At 68.4% G+C, this 19,270-nt stretch carries 18 protein-coding genes and 2 tRNA genes; 9 read left to right on the top strand and 11 right to left on the bottom strand.

Annotated features, from left to right (window positions below; all coding sequences use genetic code 11):
* Window positions 1-19: 19 nt before the first annotated feature.
* On the bottom strand, window positions 20-1,033 hold the full coding sequence (locus C7H75_RS15760) for an iron-siderophore ABC transporter substrate-binding protein (protein WP_013416507.1): 1,014 nt from the start codon (window positions 1,031-1,033) through the stop codon (window positions 20-22).
* 118 nt (window positions 1,034-1,151) lie between these two features.
* On the opposite strand from C7H75_RS15760, the gene C7H75_RS15765 reads away from it, so the two are divergent.
* The 3 genes from C7H75_RS15765 to C7H75_RS15775 all read left to right on the top strand — a co-directional run bounded on the left by C7H75_RS15765 (window position 1,152) and on the right by C7H75_RS15775 (window position 2,795).
* A complete protein-coding gene (locus tag C7H75_RS15765; protein WP_175280039.1) occupies window positions 1,152-1,430 on the top strand; it encodes a hypothetical protein in 279 nt (92 codons plus the stop codon).
* Window positions 1,431-2,255, top strand: a complete 825-nt coding sequence (gene fdhD / locus C7H75_RS15770) for a formate dehydrogenase accessory sulfurtransferase FdhD (protein WP_081120500.1) — start codon at window positions 1,431-1,433, stop codon at window positions 2,253-2,255. It begins immediately after the preceding gene.
* An 81-nt stretch (window positions 2,256-2,336) separates the two neighbouring features.
* Window positions 2,337-2,795: a 3-oxoacyl-ACP synthase gene (locus C7H75_RS15775; RefSeq protein WP_081182032.1), complete on the top strand. Its 459-nt coding sequence runs from the start codon at window positions 2,337-2,339 to the stop codon at window positions 2,793-2,795.
* Here C7H75_RS15775 and C7H75_RS15780 read toward each other — a convergent pair.
* Window positions 2,792-3,970: an alpha/beta hydrolase family protein gene (locus C7H75_RS15780; RefSeq protein ID WP_233281777.1), complete on the bottom strand. Its 1,179-nt coding sequence runs from the start codon at window positions 3,968-3,970 to the stop codon at window positions 2,792-2,794. The two genes, C7H75_RS15775 and C7H75_RS15780, sit on opposite strands and share 4 nt — an antisense overlap.
* A 94-nt stretch (window positions 3,971-4,064) precedes the next feature.
* On the opposite strand from C7H75_RS15780, the gene C7H75_RS15785 reads away from it, so the two are divergent.
* On the top strand, window positions 4,065-4,700 hold the full coding sequence (locus C7H75_RS15785; RefSeq protein WP_064078589.1) for a TetR/AcrR family transcriptional regulator: 636 nt from the start codon (window positions 4,065-4,067) through the stop codon (window positions 4,698-4,700).
* A 60-nt stretch (window positions 4,701-4,760) separates the two neighbouring features.
* Here the strand turns inward: C7H75_RS15785 and clpX are convergent, their stop codons facing one another.
* The 5 genes from clpX to C7H75_RS15810 form a co-directional block, all read right to left on the bottom strand.
* Complete coding sequence (gene clpX, locus C7H75_RS15790; RefSeq protein ID WP_005512233.1) at window positions 4,761-6,038, bottom strand: ATP-dependent Clp protease ATP-binding subunit ClpX; 1,278 nt, start codon at window positions 6,036-6,038, stop codon at window positions 4,761-4,763.
* A 288-nt stretch (window positions 6,039-6,326) separates the two neighbouring features.
* Window positions 6,327-6,998 (bottom strand): ATP-dependent Clp protease proteolytic subunit, encoded by a 672-nt coding sequence (locus tag C7H75_RS15795; RefSeq protein WP_005512232.1) that lies wholly within the window; start codon window positions 6,996-6,998, stop codon window positions 6,327-6,329.
* A 49-nt stretch (window positions 6,999-7,047) separates the two neighbouring features.
* On the bottom strand, window positions 7,048-7,656 hold the full coding sequence (locus C7H75_RS15800; protein WP_013416512.1) for an ATP-dependent Clp protease proteolytic subunit: 609 nt from the start codon (window positions 7,654-7,656) through the stop codon (window positions 7,048-7,050).
* A 130-nt stretch (window positions 7,657-7,786) separates the two neighbouring features.
* Window positions 7,787-9,157, bottom strand: a complete 1,371-nt coding sequence (gene tig, locus C7H75_RS15805; RefSeq protein ID WP_005512230.1) for a trigger factor — start codon at window positions 9,155-9,157, stop codon at window positions 7,787-7,789.
* 83 nt (window positions 9,158-9,240) lie between these two features.
* Window positions 9,241-9,317 (bottom strand) — tRNA-Pro (locus tag C7H75_RS15810).
* A gap of 139 nt (window positions 9,318-9,456) precedes the next feature.
* On the opposite strand from C7H75_RS15810, the gene C7H75_RS15815 reads away from it, so the two are divergent.
* Window positions 9,457-9,527, top strand: a tRNA-Gly gene (locus tag C7H75_RS15815).
* Between the two features lie 198 nt (window positions 9,528-9,725).
* Window positions 9,726-10,859 carry a nitronate monooxygenase gene (locus C7H75_RS15820; RefSeq protein WP_005512228.1) on the top strand — a complete coding sequence of 378 codons (1,134 nt, stop codon included), beginning with the start codon at window positions 9,726-9,728 and terminating at the stop codon, window positions 10,857-10,859.
* Window positions 10,860-10,876: 17 nt separating this feature from the next.
* Here the strand turns inward: C7H75_RS15820 and dinB are convergent, their stop codons facing one another.
* Complete coding sequence (gene dinB / locus C7H75_RS15825) at window positions 10,877-12,133, bottom strand: DNA polymerase IV (RefSeq protein ID WP_106851570.1); 1,257 nt, start codon at window positions 12,131-12,133, stop codon at window positions 10,877-10,879.
* Between the two features lie 104 nt (window positions 12,134-12,237).
* Between dinB and C7H75_RS15830 the strand changes: the two genes are divergently transcribed.
* Complete coding sequence (locus C7H75_RS15830; RefSeq protein WP_106851571.1) at window positions 12,238-13,092, top strand: GA module-containing protein; 855 nt, start codon at window positions 12,238-12,240, stop codon at window positions 13,090-13,092.
* Here the strand turns inward: C7H75_RS15830 and C7H75_RS15835 are convergent.
* From C7H75_RS15835 to C7H75_RS15845, 3 genes are all read right to left on the bottom strand, one after another.
* Window positions 13,089-13,886 (bottom strand): Fpg/Nei family DNA glycosylase, encoded by a 798-nt coding sequence (locus C7H75_RS15835; RefSeq protein WP_084844877.1) that lies wholly within the window; start codon window positions 13,884-13,886, stop codon window positions 13,089-13,091. The two genes, C7H75_RS15830 and C7H75_RS15835, sit on opposite strands and share 4 nt — an antisense overlap.
* 8 nt (window positions 13,887-13,894) lie before the next feature.
* Window positions 13,895-14,377, bottom strand: a complete 483-nt coding sequence (locus C7H75_RS15840; RefSeq protein ID WP_005512220.1) for a ribose-5-phosphate isomerase — start codon at window positions 14,375-14,377, stop codon at window positions 13,895-13,897.
* A 78-nt stretch (window positions 14,378-14,455) separates the two neighbouring features.
* The gene (locus C7H75_RS15845; RefSeq protein WP_084869744.1) at window positions 14,456-15,088 is read right to left on the bottom strand and encodes a mycothiol-dependent nitroreductase Rv2466c family protein; all 633 of its coding nucleotides are present in this window, start codon (window positions 15,086-15,088) and stop codon (window positions 14,456-14,458) included.
* Between the two features lie 131 nt (window positions 15,089-15,219).
* Here C7H75_RS15845 and C7H75_RS15850 point away from each other — a divergent pair, with 131 nt between their 5' ends.
* Together C7H75_RS15850 and pepN are read left to right on the top strand one after the other, a co-directional pair.
* Window positions 15,220-16,500, top strand: a complete 1,281-nt coding sequence (locus C7H75_RS15850; RefSeq protein ID WP_233281778.1) for an NAD(P)/FAD-dependent oxidoreductase — start codon at window positions 15,220-15,222, stop codon at window positions 16,498-16,500.
* Window positions 16,501-16,632: 132 nt separating this feature from the next.
* On the top strand, window positions 16,633-19,218 hold the full coding sequence (gene pepN / locus C7H75_RS15855; protein WP_106851573.1) for an aminopeptidase N: 2,586 nt from the start codon (window positions 16,633-16,635) through the stop codon (window positions 19,216-19,218).
* The last annotated feature ends 52 nt before the right edge of the window (window positions 19,219-19,270 follow it).

Raw genomic sequence — 19,270 nt, forward strand, 5'->3', positions numbered from 1 at the left:
CGCGAGAGTACCGGCTGGTTCAGGCGAACAGGGGCGCGATGCGCGGCGGGATCTGGTCCAGCGCGTACGGCAGGCTCACCACGGTCGACCAGGCCATCGCCTCGGCCGCCTCGTCCTCGAGCACGATCGTCCGACCGTCCTTGACGACGTCGAGGGTCTGGTAGACGGGTGTCTTCGCCAGCTCGGCCCGCAGGTCGTCACCGAAGCCGCCGCCCGCGTACCAGACGAGCAGGTCGACGTCCGCGAGGGAGAGCTGCTCGGTGCTGATCTCCGCGAAATTGGTCTTGCGGACCTGTTCCGCGACAGGCGGATTCACGAAGCCGAGCTCGGTGAAGAAACGGACCTTGGGATCCTCGGGCCCGTACACACCGAACTGGCCGGGACCCTTGAGTGCGCCGACGAGAACCGTCTTGCCCGCGAACGACGGGTTGGCCGCGGCCACGTCGGTGAAGCGCTGCTGCACACCCGCCACCAGTTCGGCGGCCCGATCCTGCTTGCCGAGCGCCTCGCCGAGGATCGTGGTCTGGTCCTGCCAACGCACGCCGTAGTCGGCGACGCCCGCGGGCTGTGCGACGGTCGGCGCGAGCGCGGACAGCTTGTCGTACTGCCCCTGGGTCAGTCCGGAGTACGTGCCCACGATGAGATCCGGTGCGGCGGCCGCGACCTTCTCGACGTCGATACCGGTGCTCGCGCTGCCGATGATCGCCGGCTGGGCGTCGCCGAGCAGCGGCTGCGACCACGGCCACACCCCGTACGGATAATTGCCGTACCAGTCGAAGACGCCGACGGGAACCGCGCCGAGCGCGAGCAACGCGTCCTGGTCGTTGTAGCCGACGCTGACGATCCGCTGCGGGTTCTCCGGCACCGTCGTGCGGCCGTACTTGTGGGTGATCGTCGCACCGGAGGCCCCGCCGGAACCACCGTCGCCGGATCCGCTGCTGCACGCGGCGGCGAACGCGAGAAGCGCGCCGGAGCTGCCGATCAGGAATCCTCGGCGCGAGATTGCGCCGGCTCGCGACTGGAGATCACCCATCGAAGGACCCTTCGTGTCGTGGTGGTGCATGCAGGAGAAGGTAAGGCTAGCCGACACTACCTGGTGGTTCGGTGCGTCGGATCGTGCGGACCCGACCGAATCGGGCCACTATGGGGTCATGACGCGCACGGGGCCCCGGGAGGACATCGCCGAGATGGGGCTGCACAACGGGCCACCGGTGGACTTGGTGCCGGAGGGGGCGACCGCCGACGGCACCGCCGAGGAACGGCGGGTCCTCGATTTCCGGGTGGTCGAGTACCGCACCCCCCGCGGCAACGCCGCCGCCTACTACTCGAAGACCAATCCCCTCGCCCCACTCGACCACGTGGCGGTGAAGTCGAACACTTCGGCGTCGAAAACCGTTGTCGTGCCTCTCGAACCGAACGGAGATCGCTAGGTGGGCCGGGTCACCGCACGCCGACCGGTCCTGCGCATCACGCCGGACGGCACCCGCCGTCGGCCGGACGCCCTCGCGGTCGAGGAGCCGCTCGAGATCCGTCTCGGCGGGCGGTCGCTCACCGTCACGATGCGCACCCCGGGCCACGACGTCGAACTGGTCCACGGGTTCCTGCTGACGGAGGGGATCATCGCGTCACCCGAGGACGTGCGAGCCGTCCGCTACTGCGACGGGGTCGACGCGGACGGCGCCAACACCTACAACGTCCTCGACGTCGAACTGGCCGCCGAGGTGCCCGACCCGGGCAACCGCGGGCGGCGCGAGTTCCTCACCACGTCCGCGTGCGGGGTGTGCGGCAAGGCGTCGCTCGACGAGGTCGCGGTGCGGAGTCGGTACCCGTTGTCCGACAACGCGCTCGAGGTCACCGCGACCGCGCTGGCGTCGATGCCGCCCACCCTGCGCAAGGGCCAGCGCGTGTTCGAGGCGACCGGCGGCCTCCACGCGGCCGGGGTGTTCACCGCCGACGGCGCGCTGCTCGCCCTCCGCGAGGACGTCGGGCGCCACAATGCGGTCGACAAGGTGCTCGGCTGGGCGCTCACCGCAGGCCGCGTCCCGGCGTCCGACACCGTCCTCGTCGTCAGCGGACGCGCGTCGTTCGAACTGGCGCAGAAGGCCGCGATGGCCGGGATCCCGGTCCTCGCCGCGGTTTCGGCACCGTCGTCGCTGGCCGTCGACCTGGCCCGAGACCGCGGGATGACCCTCGTCGGCTTCTTGCGCGGAGAGAGCATGAACGTCTACTCGGGCGAGCAGCGGATCAAGATCTGACACCCGTTCGCCCACTCGCGCGGGGCGCGGCGTGCCACAGTGGAGACCACGCGGGTCGGGCGAACGGGAGGGCGTCACGGCATGGCCGGAGGACGGAAACGGCACGTCGCGGGGGCCGCCACGGCGGGTGCACTCGCGGTGGCCGGGACATTCGGTGCAGCGCCGGCCGCGGCGACGGTGACCGGGCAGGGCGACGTGCGCACCTTCGGCAACTCGATCCTCGTGACGATGCTGAACATCGACTCCACCACCGACGCACCGGCGCGGTGCGCGACCGTCGTCTTCGACACCGTCGGCCGACCCGTGATCACCGATCTGCAGGAGATCTACGACGGTGGACTCGGCATCTGGTGGACCACGATGCCCACCGAGACACTCCATCTCGCGGGGCAGTACACGGGCAGCGCCGATTACCGCGTCACCACCGAGTGCCGGGACGACGACGGTGTCGTGCGACTGGCCGACACCGTCGTCACCCTGCCCGAGGGCGAACTCGTCGGGAACCCGCCCCGGTACTCGGAACTGTTCGGGCCGTTCTAGCAGAGGCCGGCCGGCTTCTCCCCCGCCTGCAAGGCGCCGAAGAACTGTTCGGCATCGTCGAACGACTGCGGCACGGCGGACCGGTGATCGGCACCCTCGTACGTCTTGTAGGCGACCTCGGAACCGTTGCTGCACAACGTCTCGACCACTGCCCGGCTGCCCGGTTCCGCGATGAGGGTGTCGGCGGTGCCCTGCAGCACCAGCGTCGGAACCATGAGCGTCAGCTGTCCGAGCGACTGCTTCTTCAGGTACGTCACGAGCTTGTCGATGTCGGCGCCCGGCGCGAACGCCTTGTCGACCGGCACCGAACCGATCACGTTCCGGATCTGACCGACGCACCCGGTACGCGCCGCGGTGAGCAGCACCTGCGACTCCGGCGTGACGTACGAATCCGCCACGATCGACGGATCCGCAGCCTCGGCACCCAGCAGGATCAGCGGCAGGAAGGCCAGTGCCGGGGCCACCGCGGGGTCACCGGACGCCAGGTACTGCGGCGTCGCACTCGTCTCGTTGCCCGGGGCGATCGCGACCGCGCCTCGCAGATCGAGTTCGGGTGCACGCTCGCTCCCCTGAGCCGCGGTGAACAGGGTGGCGTGCCCGCCCTGGCTGTGCCCCATCGCGTACCACTGATTGCTGATCGAGTCGTCGATCTCCCGGCTGGCGCGGACGATGTCGACCACCGCGTTCGCCTCCGTGCCACCGTCCATGTAGGGGTGGCCGCCGGGGGTGCCCATGCCGACGTAGTCGGTCTGCACTACGACATAGCCGTCGGCGACGTACCTGTCGAGAACCGCGTCGACGCCGCCCAGGTAGTCGTGCGCCGGACCGTCGGCGGTGTCGTTCGACGGCGCGCAGATGTCGGAGACACCGGTGGTGCCGTGTGCCCAGCTGAGCACCGGCCAACCGCCGTCGGGCGCCGGGGTGCGGGGTATCGACACCGTCCCCGACACAACCACCGGGTCGCCCTGCGCATTCTGCGACACGTATGTGATCAGTTCACTGCGGCCGGCGCTGGGGAGCACCGGCGCACCGCGCAACTCCTGGACCGAAAGCAGTTGCCCGGGTTCGAGAGCCGCATGGGACTCGTCGGACTTACCGTCGCTGCTGCATCCGGCAGCGACCAGCGCCACCGTCGTTGCAGCAACCGTGAAGAGGCCGGCACGACGGGCGCGCACGCCCCCGTTCCTCGACAGCGGATTCACGAACACCTCCAAATTAAGAAATCTTTCTTAGCCCGAAGAAGATAACCCATTCAGTACTCTTGCCGCTATGAACTCGAACGGTCGCGACACGATCCTTCTCGTCGCCGAGCGCCTCATCGCCGAACGCGGACTGCACGGAGTCTCCGCCCGCGAGATCGTGAGAACGGCCGGCCAGCGGAACAACTCGGCCATTACCTACCACTTCGGATCGTGGGACGGCCTGCTCGAATCGGTGTGGCTCGAACACATCGGCACCGTCAACGAGCTGCGCGCCCGCATGCTCGACGAGATCCCCGAAGACGCCGCCGATCGCCTCGACCGGCTGGTCGCCGCCTACGTCCATCCGTTCGTCGCGGAGATCTCCGCCCACAAGCCGTCCTACTGGGCGCGCTTCAACGAGCAGTGGTTGACCGGAGTCCACATGGACTTCGTCGACCGGCCCACCACCCTGCTCCCGGAGGACGCCCGCTACCCGCGCATCCAGGGCATGGACCTGCTCAAGGGGCTCTTCGCCCGTATCGGTGCGGAACTGGCACACCTCGACCCCGAGGCCCGGACCCGCAGGGTCGCGACGACGGCCCGGTTCGTCGTGTCCGCCCTCGCTACGTGGGAGCGGGAATCGACCACGGGCATCGCACCCGATCTCGACGCTTTCGAGAAGGAGCTGACGGCACTGGCGCTCGCGCTTCTGCTCGCACCCTGACACGGCAGAGGGGCCCGGGTGCCGATGGCACCCGGGCCCCTCCACGAGGTCCTACCGCTCCTACGCGCTCTTGTCGCGGCGCTCGCGTTCCGGCTTGCGGGGCACGATCGTCGGGAGCACGTTGTCGTTCACCGTCTCCGCGGTCACGACCACCTTCGCGACGTCGTCGCGACTGGGGATGTCGTACATCACCGGCAGAAGGACTTCCTCCATGATCGCCCGCAGGCCACGCGCGCCGGTACCGCGATGGATCGCCTGGTCCGCGATCGCCTCGAGGGCGTCCGCCGAGAACTCCAACTCCACCCCGTCCATGTCGAACAGCCGCGTGTACTGCTTCACGAGAGCGTTCTTCGGCTCGGAGAGGATCGTGACGAGCGAATCCTTGTCGAGGTTGGTCACCGACGCGACGACGGGCAGACGGCCGATGAACTCCGGAATCAGACCGAACTTGATCAGATCCTCCGGCATGACCTCCGCGAAGTGGTCCTGCGTGTCGATCTCGGCCTTGGACCGGACCTCCGCGCCGAAACCGATGCCGCGCTTGCCCACCCGATCCGACACGATCTTCTCGAGACCGGCGAAGGCGCCGGCGACGATGAACAGCACGTTCGTCGTGTCGATCTGGATGAACTCCTGATGCGGATGCTTCCGCCCACCCTGCGGAGGAACACTTGCCTGCGTGCCCTCGAGGATCTTCAGCAGCGCCTGCTGCACACCCTCACCGGAGACGTCGCGGGTGATCGACGGGTTCTCGCTCTTGCGGGCGATCTTGTCGACCTCGTCGATGTAGATGATGCCGGTCTCGGCGCGCTTGACGTCGTAGTCGGCGGCCTGGATCAGCTTCAGCAGGATGTTCTCGACGTCCTCGCCGACGTAGCCGGCCTCGGTGAGCGCGGTGGCGTCCGCGATCGCGAAGGGGACGTTGAGCATCTTCGCGAGCGTCTGCGCCAGGTAGGTCTTGCCACACCCGGTGGGGCCGAGCATCAGAATGTTCGACTTCGCGAGTTCGACCGTCTCCCCGCGGGCGTCGCGGCCCCGGTCGCCGGCCTGGATGCGCTTGTAGTGGTTGTACACCGCGACCGCCAGGGTCCGCTTCGCCGAATCCTGGCCGATCACATAGTTCTCGAGGAACTCGCGGATCTCCGCGGGCTTCGGCAGCTCGTCGAGCTTGACCTCGCTCGACTCCGCCAGCTCTTCCTCGATGATCTCGTTACAGAGATCGATGCATTCGTCGCAAATGTAGACCCCGGGTCCCGCAATGAGCTTCTTGACCTGCTTCTGGCTCTTACCGCAGAAAGAGCACTTGAGCAGATCGCCGCCGTCACCGATGCGTGCCATCTCGTAAGGTCCCTACTTCCTTGTCTACGTGCGAGCATCCTCACCCGGTCCCCCACCGCCGCGGTGCGGCCGATGCGAACCCCGAATCCGGATCGAAGGCCCCTGGTGTGACCGTACCCGCAGTTCGCGAACGAGGTCGACCAATAGAGCGGTGATTCCCCCGCGACACGGGCGCTCGGCGCGAAAATCAGGCCGACGTCGTGCGCGGACTGCCCAGCTTGACGGGGTGGCGTCCCGGTCCGCCGCAACCCGCCCCTCGGGCGTGTCGACGAACCGGGATGCCCCGCATCACTTCTGCGCCGAGAGCTTCCGGTACTGGAGCACGTCGTCGATGATGCCGTACTCCTTCGCCTCCTCGGCGGTGAGGATCTTGTCGCGATCGGTGTCCTTGCGGATCACGTCGGGATCCTTGCCGGTGTGCTTGCCGAGCGTGGTCTCCATGAGACGACGCATGCGCTCGATCTCCGCGGCCTGGATCTCGAGGTCCGACACCTGACCCTGGATGCCGCCGGTGGCCGGCTGGTGGATCAGCACGCGCGCGTTCGGCAGCGCGAGCCGCTTGCCGGGGGTGCCCGCCGCGAGCAGCACCGCCGCGGCCGACGCGGCCTGGCCGAGGCACACCGTGGTGATGTCGGCGCGGACGTACTGCATCGTGTCGTAGATCGCCATCAGCGACGTGAACGAGCCGCCGGGCGAGTTGATGTACATCGTGATGTCACGGTCGGGGTCGAGCGACTCGAGCACCAGCAGCTGGGCCATGACGTCGTTGGCCGACGCGTCGTCCACCTGCACGCCGAGGAAGATGATGCGCTCCTCGAACAGCTTGTTGTACGGGTTCGACTCCTTGACGCCGTAGCTGGAGTGCTCGATGAACGACGGAAGGATGTAGCGCGACTGTGCACCGGACGGGGCCTGGCCACCGAGTGCGTGGGCGGCACGGGGATCGAACAGGTTGGTCATCAGTTCTCCAAGGATGATGGGAGCGGAAGGAAGGGTTCGGGTCGCGGCACTAGTTGCCCGCGCCGCCCGCCTGCCGCGCGCGGGTGACGACGTGGTCGACGAAGCCGTACTCGAGCGCTTCCTTCGCGGTGAACCAACGGTCGCGGTCCGAGTCGGCGGTGATCTGCTCGACGGTCTGACCGGTGTGCTCCGCGATGAGCTCGGCCATCTCACGCTTGGTGTGCGCGAACTGCTCGGCCATAATCGCGATGTCGGACGCCGTGCCACCGATACCGGCGGACGGCTGGTGCATCATGATCCGCGCGTGCGGCAGGGCGTACCGCTTGCCCTTGGTGCCGGCCGACAGCAGGAACTGCCCCATCGAGGCGGCCAGACCCATACCGAAGGTCGCGACGTCGCACTCGGCGAACTGCATGGTGTCGTAGATCGCCATGCCCGCCGTGACCGAACCACCCGGCGAGTTGATGTACAGGTTGATGTCCCGTGTGGGGTCCTCGGCCGACAGCAGCAGGATCTGGGCGCACAGCTTGTTCGCGATGTCGTCGTCCACCTGCGTACCGAGGAAGATGATGCGCTCGCGAAGCAGGCGTTCGTACACCGAGTCGCTGAGATTCAGGCCGGAGGTGGCTGAAGTCATGGCGGGATTCTGGTAAGTCACGGTACCTGCCTTCTGATAAGTCGTTGGTTCCTGACACAGACACTAACGAAGTAGGGCGGCACCGGAGTCCCGGTGCCGCCCTACTTCGCTGAAAGCGGAAAACTAGCTCGCCGTCCGGCGGGCAGAAGGATTACTTCTGCTCTGCCGCCTCATCGCCCTCGGCCTCGTCGGCGGCCGGCTCCGCGGTGCCGAACATCTCGGCGGTGTCGATGGTCTCACCGGCGGTGTCGGTGACCGTCGCGGCGTCGACGACACCCGCGAGAGCCTTGCCACGGCGCACGTCCGCAAAGACTGCACCGAGCTGGTTGGCCTGCTGGATCTGCTGGATGAACTGCTCCGGCGCCATGCCGTAACGCTGCGCCTGGAACAGGATGCGCTCGGTGAGCTCGTCCTGGCCGACCGTGGTGCCGGCGGCGTCGGCGATCGCATCGAGCAGCAGCTGGGTCTTCACCGAGCGCTCGGCGGCCTCCTTGGCGTCCGCGTCGAACTGCTCGCGCGTGGTGCCCTGCGCCTCGAGGAGCTCGTTCAGCTTCTCCTCGCTGTGGTCGAGGCCGTGGATGGCGTCGTGCAGCGCAGCGTCGACCTCGGCCTTGACGACGGCCTCGGGCAGCGGGACCTCGACGGTCTCCAGCAGCGACTCGAGCACCTTGTCGCGGATCTGACCGGCCTGCTCGACCTTGCGGACACGGGCGACGCGCTCACGCAGGTCGGCCTCGAGGTCGGCGAGGGTGTCGAACTCGCTTGCCATCTGGGCGAACTCGTCGTCGGCCTCGGGCAGCTCGCGCTCCTTGACCGAGTTGACGGTGACCGTGATGACGGCCTCCTGACCGGCGAAGTCGCCGGCCACCAGCTTGGAGGTGAAGTCCTTGGACTCGCCCGCCTTGACGCCGATGATGGCCTCGTCCAGGCCCTCGATCAGCTGGCCGGAACCGACCTCGTGGGACAGACCCGAAGCGGTGGCCTCCGGGACGGCCTCGCCGTCGACGGTGGCGGACAGGTCGATCGACACGAAGTCGCCGTCCTGGACCTCACGCTCGACACCCTTGAGGGTTCCGAAGCGCTGACGCAGCGACAGCAGCTGCTCGGCAACCGCCTCCTCGGTGACCTCGATGGGGTCGACGGTGACGGCGACGGTGGAGAAATCGGGGAGAGTGATCTCGGGGCGGACGTCGACCTCGGCGGTGAAGACGAGCTCCTGGCCGTCCTCGAGCTTGGTGATGTCGATCTCCGGCTGGCCGATGACCTTCACGTCCGAGGCCGAGACGGCCTCCGAGTAGCGGGCCGGCAGTGCGTCGTTGACGACCTGCTCCAGCACGGCGCCGCGGCCGACGCGGGCCTCGAGCAGCTTGGCCGGAGCCTTGCCCGGACGGAAGCCGGGGAGACGGATCTGCTGCGCGAGCGCCTTGTAGGCCTTGTCGAAATCAGGCTTGAGCTCCTCGAAGGGCACCTCAACGTTGATACGGACTCGCGTCGGGCTGAGCTGCTCGACGGTGCTCTTCACGGATCTGGCTCCTTCGTAGTGGTGATGCTCTTCGTTGCTCTATGTCGTGCGTCGGCGCCGCGCTCGCGACACTGACGCACACGTGGTCGGGATGACAGGATTTGAACCTGCGACCCTCCGCTCCCAAAGCGGATGCGCTACCAAGCTGCGCCACATCCCGTCCGAAACAGGACCTCACCAACCTTGCGAGGACCCGAGGCAGAATCCTACGGCCCCCCGATTAGGAAATCCAAAGCGAGGTAGGTACAGTTCCATCTCGCACACGGCATCGCTGGCGATCCCACTAATGTCGTATGCACGGGGATGTAGCTCAATGGTAGAGCCTCAGTCTTCCAAACTGATTACGCGGGTTCGATTCCCGTCATCCCCTCCGCGAGGAGGAAACCCCCGCCCGGCGATTACGTCCGGGACGGGGGTTTTGTCGTTTCTCCACCAGCTTCCGCCCCGCCGAGTGACGCTTGTCACACAGGCAAGCCGGTGCCTGTTTCGCGCGAATCGCCACCCCACGCGACCAGGCCATCCTAAGTTGGAACCTGTTACAGATTTCAGGCCAGCGAAGGAGTGCCGGATGCACACCCCCCTCTGCGACGAACTCGGCATCGAGTTCCCGATCTTCGCGTTCACGCATTGCCGCGATGTCGTGGTCGCTGTCAGCAAGGCCGGCGGTTTCGGCGTCCTCGGCGCCGTGGGCTTCACCCCCGAAGAACTCGAGATCGAGCTCAAGTGGATCGACGAACACATCGGCGACCGCCCGTACGGCGTCGACATCGTCATTCCGAACAAGTACGAGGGCATGGACTCGAACCTGTCGGCCGACGAGCTGACGAAGATGCTCCAGTCGATGGTTCCGCAGGCCACCTTGGACTTCGGACGCAAGATCCTCACCGACCACGGCGTGCCCCTCCCCGAGGACGGCAACGACAACGCGTTGCAGCTGCTCGGCTGGACCGAGGCGACCGCGACACCTCAGGTCGAGGTGGCTCTGCAGCACCCCAAGGTGACCCTCATCGCCAACGCACTCGGCACCCCGCCGGCCGACATGATCGACCACATCCACGCGGCCGGACGCAAGGTCGCGGCCCTGTGCGGCTCGCCTTACCAGGCGCGCAAGCATGCCGATGCGGGCGTCGACATCATCATCGCCCAGGGCGGCGAGGGTGGCGGGCACTGCGGCGAGGTGGGCTCGATCGTCCTGTGGCCGCAGGTCGTCAAGGAGGTCGCACCCGTCCCCGTGCTGGCGGCCGGTGGTATCGGCAGTGGCCAGCAGATCGCGGCAGCGCTCGCGCTGGGCGCCCAGGGCGCGTGGTCGGGCTCGCAGTGGCTGATGGTCGAGGAGGCCGAGAACACTCCCGTCCAGCAGGCCGCGTACGCGAATGCGAGCAGCCGCGACACCGTTCGCAGCCGCTCCTTCACCGGCAAGCCGTGCCGGATGCTGCGCAACGACTGGACCGAGGCGTGGGAGCAGGAAGGCAACCCCGAGCCGCTCGGGATGCCGCTGCAGTACATGGTGTCCGGTATGGCCGTCGCCGCCACCCACAAGTACCCGGACGAGACCATCGACGTCGCGTTCAACCCGGTGGGCCAGGTCGTCGGCCAGTTCACCAAGGTCGAGAAGACGTCGGCGGTCATCGAGCGGTGGGTGCAGGAGTACCTGGAGGCGACCGGCACACTCGAGCAGCTGAACGCCGCCGCCGAAGCCTGACGGACGTCTCACCGCGGTCACTCGTCGGGCAGCATCGGGACGCTCACTCCTCGGTCGCGACCGAGGAGTGCGGCGCGCGTCACCGCGACCGACCCGAACTTGGCCCGCACCGCATCGAGCGCAGTATCGAGCCGGACCCCGTCGGTCTCCGTCACCGGAGGCCCGGTGTCCGGCTCGAACGGTAGGGCCAGCTGCTCGGCGCCTTCTCTGTCGAGATTGGTCAACGCAACGCCCACGAGCGTGAGCCCGCGCTCGGCGATGAGCGGATGTGATTCGACGAGCAGTGCCCGCACGGCGGCCAGCACGACCTCCGTCCGGGCCGACGCCTCACCGAGCGTGACCGATCGAGTGGCGCGTTCGAAGTCAGCGAACCGCATCCGGAGCACGACCGTGCGGCACACCCACCCGGCCGCCCGCAGCCTGCGCACGACCCGATCCACCAGCGCCGCGGCCGTGGACTCGACCTCCGCGAAGCTCCGTTGCCGCCGGCCGAGGGCGTGCTGCGCGCCGATGGACCGGCGGCGGCGGCCGGTCTGCACTCGCCGCGGGTCGCGGGCCCACGCCAGGGCGTGCAGGTGCCTGGCCGAACCCGGCCCCACCACCGTCGACAGCTCGCGTTCGGACAGCGCCGCCAGTTCCGCGACAGTCCGGACACCGTAGTCGCGCAGCTTGCGGGAAGTGACCTTTCCCACGCCCCAGAGCCGCTCGACAGGCAGCGGGTGGAGGAACTCGATCTCCCGGTCCGGTGGCACCACCAGCAGCCCGTCGGGCTTGCCGACCGCGCTGGCCACCTTCGCGAGGAACTTCGTGCGGGCCACACCCACAGTGATCGGCAGGCCCACCTGCTCCCGCACGTCGCGCCGCAATCGTTCCGCAATCCGCACGGGACTCCCGGAGATCCGCCGCAAACCGCCGACGTCGAGAAATGCCTCGTCGATGGAAATCCCCTCGACGAGCGGCGTCGTGCGGCGGAACACCTCGAAGACGGCCCTGCTGGCCTCGGCATACGCGGACATCCGCGGTGGCACGACGATCGCGTCCGGGCACAGGCGCCGGGCCAGCGCTCCACTGGTCGCCGTCCGCACACCACGCGCCTTCGCCTCGTAGCTGGCGGCGAGGACCACTCCCCCGCCCACGATCACCGGGCGTCCGCGCAGGCGCGGGTCGTCCCGCTGCTCGACGGACGCGTAGAACGCGTCGAGATCGGCATGCAGAATCGTCGCCTCGGCACGCACCGCGGCCTCGGGATCGCACACACCGTCGGACACGAACATATGTTCGCATGCGCCACCGACAAGACGATCGGTGTCCGAGTCGCAGGTCACCCGGTCCCGGTATCCTGGATGTTGTCCGATTTGTCGCCTCCGGAAGGCACCCCGTGGAACTCCTTCTCATCGTCGCCGTACTCGGCGCCGTCGTCTTTCTGGTCATGAAGAGCCAGAACAAGAACAAGGGCCACTCGGCGAACCAACTCGAAGACGCCAAGGCGGACGCACGCCAGGCGATCGAGCGATTGGGTGGCCAGGTCTACAACCTCGTCGGCAGCGACGAGGCCTCCAAGCAGGCGCTCGCCGACGCATCCGAGCGGTACACCGCCGCCGGTTCGCAGATCGAGCAGGCGACCACGCCGGTGCAGGCGCGTCTCGCGAAGCAGACCGCACTCGAGGGTCTGTACTACATCCGCGCGGCACGCACGGCGATGGGCATGGACCCGGGCCCCGAGGTGCCGAGCATCGACGGCCAGAAGTCGGCCGGTTCGGTCACCGAGGATCGCGAGATCGAGTTCGAGGGCCGTCAGGTCGCGGCATCGCCCAACCCGTCGTCACGCACGCCCAACTACTACCCCGGCGGCCGCGTCGCCGGACGCCCGGTGCCGGCCGGCTGGTACTCCGAGCCGTGGTGGAAGCCGGCCCTCGTCGCCGGCGCGTGGGGTATCGGATCGATGTTCCTGTTCTCCGCCATGTTCTCGGGCATGGCCGGTGTCCCCTACGACGCGCAGGCTTTCGAAAGCGGTGCCGGTGAGGGCGGCGACGGTGGAGACGCTGGTGTCGACGGCGGTGACGCCGGAGGTGACACCGGTGACGGCGACTTCGGCGGCGGGGACACCGACTACGGCGCCATGGGCGACGGCGGCGACTTCGGCGGGGGCGACTTCGGCGGGGGCGACTTCGGCGGGGGCGACTTCGGCGGGGGCGACTTCGGCGGGGGCGACTTCGGAGGCTTCGACTTCTAGTCGACCTGACAACCGGGGCACCAGAACAGGTTGCGCCCCTTCATGACAGCGTGAGCGATCGGCGTGCCGCAGATGCGGCACGCCGATCCTGCTCTGCGGTAGGTGTAGGTGCGCGGCCGATCCTTCGCGTACGACGGGTCGCCGTGGTCGTCCTCGGGCCGCACGACGTGCATCTTGCCGCGGCGCACCCCGACGTTCATCAGGTCGACGAGGTCGGCCCACATCGCGTCGAACTCGGCGCGGCTGACGTTCTTACCGGGGCGTTCGGGATGAATGCCGTGCCGGAACAGGATCTCGGCGCGGTAGACGTTGCCGACGCCGGCCAGGACGGCCTGATCCATGAGCAACGCCCCGATCGGCTTCTGCGACTTCGAGATTCGCGCCCACGCTCGGTCCGGGTCGGCGTCCGCACGAAGCGGATCGGGACCGAGGCGGGCCTCGATAGCGGCCACCTGCGGCTCGTGCAGCACCTCGCACGCGGTGGGCCCGCGCAGGTCGGTACCGAATTCGGTGCCCGCCATCCGCATCCGCACCTGTCCCACGGGCGGTTCGAGCGGGAGCGGCGACTCGGTGAACTTTCCGTACAGGCCGAGGTGGACGTGCACCACGAGGCCGTTCTCGTAGTGGTGCCACAGGTGCTTGCCCCACGCGTCGGAACGGACGAGGACGCGACCGTCGATCAGGGCCGCGTCCTCGGCGAAACGACCCTGGGGGCTCGACACCCGCACCGGTGATCCCGCGAAGCGCCGCTGATGCAGCCGCGCGAGACGGTGCAGGGTGTGTCCCTCGGGCAACGTGTCTCCTAGGCCTCGGGGGCCTCGGGCACGGCGGGTGCGACGCCGGTCTTCTCGTACTCGGCGAGGATGTCGATGCGGCGCTGGTGGCGCTCCTCGTCGGACCACTCCGCGGCCAGGAAGGCGTCGACGATCGCGAGGGTCTCCTCGAGCGAGTGCATGCGGCCGCCGATGCCGATGAGCTGCGCGTTGTTGTGCTGACGCGCGAGCTGCGCGGTCTCGACGCTCCACGCGAGCGCGCAGCGGGCGCCGGGCACCTTGTTCGCGGCGATCTGCTCACCGTTGCCGCTGCCGCCGAGGACGAGGCCGAGGCTGCCCGGGTCGGCGACGACGCGGCGAGCCGCCTCGATGCAGAAGGCCGGGTAGTCGTCGACGGCGTCGTAGACGTGCGCACCGCAGTCGATGGCCTCGTGGCCGTTCGCGGTGAGGTGTTCGATGATCTGGTTCTTGCGTTCGAAGCCGGCGTGGTCGGCACCCAGGTATACGCGCATGGCCTCAATTCTGACAGGCCACGCCGTCGCGGCGCCCCTCGGGGACGCCGCGACGGGTGTCGGGTGTGGCCGATGACCTCAGTCGAACTCGGGGTCCTCGGTGCGGGTGCGCTTGAGCTCGAAGAAGTGCGGGTACGACGCCAGCGCGACGGTCCCGTCCCAGACTCGGCCGGCGTCCTCGCCGCGCGGGATTCGGGACAGGACGGGGCCGAAGAAGGCGGTGCCGTTGACGTGGATGGTCGGGGTGCCGACGTCGTCGCCGACCTTGTCCATGCCGGCGTGGTGGCTGCGCCGCAGTTCGGCGTCGTACTCGTCGGTGTCGGCGGCCGCGGCCAGCTCCGCCGGTAGGTCCAGCTCGGCGAGGGCCTCGACCACGACGTTCGTCAGATCCTGGTCGCCGCCGTTGTGGATGCGGGTGCCCATCGCGGTGTACAGCGGCAGCAGGATCTCGTTGCCGCGCTGCTGCGCCGCGGCCATGAGGACCCGCACCGGGCCCCACGCCTGGGCCATCCGCTCGCGGTACTCCTCGGGCAGTTCCCGGCCCTCGTTGAGTACGGCGAGGCTCATGACGTGGAAGTTGGCCTCGATGTCGCGCACCCTCGTGACCTCGAGGATCCAGCGCGAGGTGATCCAGCACCACGGGCACAGTGGGTCGAACCAGAAGTCGACGGTATCCGTCGCATCGTCGGTGCCTGGGGTCTGTGCTTGCATGCTCACTGGCATCTCCTTGTCCGGGCGTAGCGACGTCCACGCCACACCTCTCGATTGAAGGGAACCACGTCGGCGCGGGAATGCTTCCCGAGCACGCCGATACCCGGTTAGGGTCGATCGAGGACAGCGAAATGACAGATCCAGTCGCAACACTGGAACGGAGCATTGACGTGACTTCCCTCGACCCATCGCAGCGCACCTTCGTCGTAGTCGGCGGAGGCCTCGCCGGCGCCAAGCTGGCAGAGTCCTTGAGAGCCAGGGATTTCGACGGCGCGATCGTGCTTCTGAGCGCCGAAGACCACCTTCCGTACGAGCGTCCACCGCTCTCCAAGGAGCACGTCGCCGGCAAGAAATCGCTGCCGGACTTCACGGTGCAGAACGGCGACTGGTATCGCGACCACCACGTGGACCTGCGCCTCGGCACCACGGCAGAGGCGATCGATCGCGACAATCGGCGCGTCGTGCTGCCCGACGGATCCACGATCGGTTACGACAAGCTCGCCCTCGCCACCGGGTCCCGCTCGCGGCGACCTCCGATACCGGGCGCCGACGCGGCCGGAGTGCACTATCTGCGGACGATCGAGGAGTCGGACGCGCTGATCGCGGCATTGATCCCGGGGTCGCGTCTGGTCGTCGTCGGCGCGGGATGGATCGGACTCGAGATCGCCGCGGGCGCACGCGGCAAGGACGTCTCGGTGACGATCGTCGAGGCGGCCGACCTGCCGCTGCTGGCTGCGCTCGGCAGCGAGATGGGCGCGGTGTTCGCCGACCTGCACCGCGAACACGGCGTCGACTTCCGGTTCGGTGCGAAGGTCGAGGAGATCACCGTCTCCGACGGCCACGCGAACGGCGTGCGTCTGGGCGACGGCACGGTCCTGCCGGCCGACGCGGTGCTGGTGGCGGTGGGCGCGCAGCCGAACATCGAGATCGCCGAGGCCGCGGGGCTTTCCGTCGACGGCGGGGTGTTGGTGGACGGCACCCTGACGACCAGCGATCCGCACATCGTCGCGGTCGGTGACATCGCGGCGCAGCAACATCCGCTGCTCGGGACTCGGATTCGCGTCGAGCACTGGGCGAATGCCCTCAATCAGCCGGCGACCGCGGCGGCCACGATGCTGGGCCATCCCGTCGAGTTCACGAACCTGCCGTACTTCTTCACCGATCAGTACGACCTGGGCATGGAGTACGTCGGCTGGGCGCCGGAGTATTCGAGGGTGGTCACGCGCGGCGACGTCGACGCCCGGGAGTTCCTCGCGTTCTGGCTCGACGAGGAGAACCGGGTCCTGGCGGGGATGAACGTCAACATCTGGGACGTCACCGACGACATCAAGGCACTGGTCGCCTTCTCGGGCCCGGTCGACCCGGACCGCCTCGCCGACCCCGCCGTCCCCCTGCAGGACCTGCTCCCCTGACCCATCGCGTTTTGCGCACTTCTCGCGCCCCGGGACCCGAGATCTGCGCGACAAGTGCGCAAATCGCGGGAGATGCGGGGTGCGTGATGGGATGTCAGGAAGTGTCCGTCCACCCGTGATGAGGAGTTCTCCGTGGCCCCACCGAATCTGACCCGCACTCAGGCCGCCGAACGGTCGGCGACGGTCTCGGTCGACAACTACCGCATCGACCTCGACCTCACCGACGGCGCCGGACGTCCGGGCGAGAAGACCTTCCGATCGCGGACCACCGTCACGTTCCGGGCGAAGGCCGGCGCCTCGACGTTCATCGACATCATCGCCGCCACAGTGCATTCCGCGACTCTCAACGGCGAGCCGGTCGACGTGTCGGCGTACGACGAGGCCACCGGGATCACGCTCGACGGCCTGGCCGAGGCGAACGAACTGGTCGTCGACGCGGACTGCATGTACACCAACACCGGTGAGGGCCTGCACCGATTCGTCGATCCGACGGACGACGCGGTGTATCTGTACTCGCAGTTCGAGACCGCGGACGCCAAGCGGATGTTCGCGTGCTTCGACCAGCCGGACCTCAAGGCCACCTTCGACATCTCGGTCACCGCGGCCGAGGACTGGGCGGTGATCTCGAACGCCGAAACCGTGCAGACCCTCGCGGCCACGCCGGGCCGGCACGTGTTTCGGACGACGCCGCGGATGAGCACGTACCTGGTGGCCCTCATCGCCGGCCCGTACGCGCAGTGGACCGACGCCTACACCGACGAGCACGGGACCATCCCGCTCGGCATCTACTGCCGCGCCTCGCTCGCGCCGTACATGGACGCCGAGCGGCTGTTCACCGAGACCAAGCAGGGTTTCGGCTTCTACCACCGCAATTTCGGGATGCCGTACGCGTTCGGCAAGTACGACCAGCTGTTCGTGCCGGAGTTCAACGCGGGCGCGATGGAGAACGCTGGCGCGGTGACGTTCCTCGAGGACTACGTGTTCCGGTCCAAGGTGACGCGCTACTCGTACGAGCGGCGCGCCGAGACGGTGCTGCACGAGATGGCGCACATGTGGTTCGGCGACCTCGTCACCATGCGGTGGTGGGACGACCTGTGGCTCAACGAGTCGTTTGCAACGTTCGCGTCGGTGCTCTGCCAGAGTGAGGCCACCGAGTACACCAACGCCTGGACCACGTTCGCGAACGTCGAGAAGTCGTGGGCGTACCGACAGGACCAGTTGCCGTCGACGCACCCGATCGCCGCCGACATCCCGGATCTGGCCGCGGTCGAGGTGAACTTCGACGGCATCACGTACGCCAAGGGGGCGAGCGTGCTCAAGCAACTCGTCGCGTACGTGGGCCAGGAGCCGTTCATGGCGGGTCTGCGTGACTACTTCGCCGAGCACGCGTTCGGCAACGCGACGTTCGACGACCTGCTGCGGGCGCTGGAGAAGGCGTCCGGCCGCGACCTGTCGGATTGGGGCGCGCAGTGGCTCAAGACCACCGGCCTGAACACCCTGCGTCCGGACTTCCAGATCGAGCCCGACGGCACGTTCCGCAACTTCGCGGTGCTCCAGGAAGGCGCCCGTCCCGGCGCCGGCGAGACCCGGGTGCACCGCCTCGCGGTCGGCATCTACGACGACGACCCGGCCACCGGCAAGCTGGTCCGGACCCACCGCGTCGAACTGGACGTCGAGGGCGACAGCACCGACGTTCCCGAACTGGTGGGCGTGCCGCGCGGCAAGCTGATCCTCGTCAACGACGACGACCTGACGTACTGCTCGCTCCGCCTGGACCGGGACTCGCTCGACACCCTCGTCGGCCGGATCGGCGACATCGCCGAGCCGCTCCCCCGCACCCTCGCGTGGTCGGCGGCTTGGGAGATGACCCGACAGGCCGAGATGCGAGCCCGCGACTTCGTCAGTCTCGTGCAGCGCGGCATCGGTGCCGAGACCGAGGTGGGCGTCGTCCAGCGGCTGCTGTTGCAGGCGCAGACGGCGCTCGCGGCGTACGCCGAGCCCGGCTGGGCGGATGCGTTCGGCTGGCCGGCGTTCGCCGACCGCCTCCTCGAACTGGCCCGCGAGGCCGAGGGTGGCTCGGATCACCAGTTGGCGTTCGTGAACGCGCTGACCGGCTCCCAGCTGTCCGCATGGCACACCGAGATCCTGCAGGAACTGCTCGACACGACCGATCCGGCCACCGTCGGGCTGGCCGGGCTCGTCGTGGACACGGACCTGCGCTGGCGGCTGGTGCACGCGCTCGCGGCGGCCGGGGAGATCGACGCCGACGGCACGGCGAGCCCGCTGATCGACGCGGAGGCCCAGCGCGATCCCACTGCCGCCGGCGCCCGCCAGGCCGCGGCTGCCGCCGCGTCCCGACCGCAGGCGGCGGTCAAGGAACGGGCGTGGACGACGGTGTTCGACGACGACACCGTCCCCAACATCACCGCGCGGGCGATCATCGGCGGCATCGTCGCCCCGGGGCAGTCGCAACTGCTCGAGCCGTACGTCGCGCGCTACTTCGCGGAGATTCCGTCGGTGTGGGAGCGCCGGTCGAGCGAGGTGGCGCAGACCGTCGTCGTCGGGCTGTATCCCTCGTGGTCGATCAGCGAGCAGTCGGTGGCCGCGGCGGACGCGTTCCTCGAGGGCGATCATCCGCCGGCGCTGCGCCGTCTGGTGGTCGAGGGCCGGGCCGGCGTCGTGCGCTCGCTGAAGGCTCGGGCCTTCGACGCCACCTGACCGCCGAAACGACGGTGACCCGGTGCCGTGCGGCACCGGGTCACCGGGGTGG

It is taken from the genome of Rhodococcus (subgen. Prescottella) equi, assembly GCF_003013675.1.
Classification (GTDB): domain Bacteria; phylum Actinomycetota; class Actinomycetes; order Mycobacteriales; family Mycobacteriaceae; genus Prescottella; species Prescottella equi.

Excerpts from the sequence above, each read along its gene's own strand:
- dinB (WP_106851570.1), bottom strand. The coding sequence starts at position 12,133 with ATGTTCGTGTCCGACGGTGTGTGCGATCCCGAGGCCGCGGTGCGTGCC.
- C7H75_RS15795 (WP_005512232.1), bottom strand. The coding sequence starts at position 6,998 with ATGACCAACCTGTTCGATCCCCGTGCCGCCCACGCACTCGGTGGCCAG.
- C7H75_RS15760 (WP_013416507.1), bottom strand. The coding sequence starts at position 1,033 with ATGGGTGATCTCCAGTCGCGAGCCGGCGCAATCTCGCGCCGAGGATTC.
- C7H75_RS15765 (WP_175280039.1), top strand. The coding sequence starts at position 1,152 with ATGACGCGCACGGGGCCCCGGGAGGACATCGCCGAGATGGGGCTGCAC.
- C7H75_RS15820 (WP_005512228.1), top strand. The coding sequence starts at position 9,726 with ATGCACACCCCCCTCTGCGACGAACTCGGCATCGAGTTCCCGATCTTC.
- C7H75_RS15840 (WP_005512220.1), bottom strand. The coding sequence starts at position 14,377 with ATGCGCGTATACCTGGGTGCCGACCACGCCGGCTTCGAACGCAAGAAC.
- C7H75_RS15775 (WP_081182032.1), top strand. The coding sequence starts at position 2,337 with ATGGCCGGAGGACGGAAACGGCACGTCGCGGGGGCCGCCACGGCGGGT.
- C7H75_RS15850 (WP_233281778.1), top strand. The coding sequence starts at position 15,220 with ATGACAGATCCAGTCGCAACACTGGAACGGAGCATTGACGTGACTTCC.
- C7H75_RS15785 (WP_064078589.1), top strand. The coding sequence starts at position 4,065 with ATGAACTCGAACGGTCGCGACACGATCCTTCTCGTCGCCGAGCGCCTC.
- clpX (WP_005512233.1), bottom strand. The coding sequence starts at position 6,038 with ATGGCACGCATCGGTGACGGCGGCGATCTGCTCAAGTGCTCTTTCTGC.
- C7H75_RS15845 (WP_084869744.1), bottom strand. The coding sequence starts at position 15,088 with ATGCAAGCACAGACCCCAGGCACCGACGATGCGACGGATACCGTCGAC.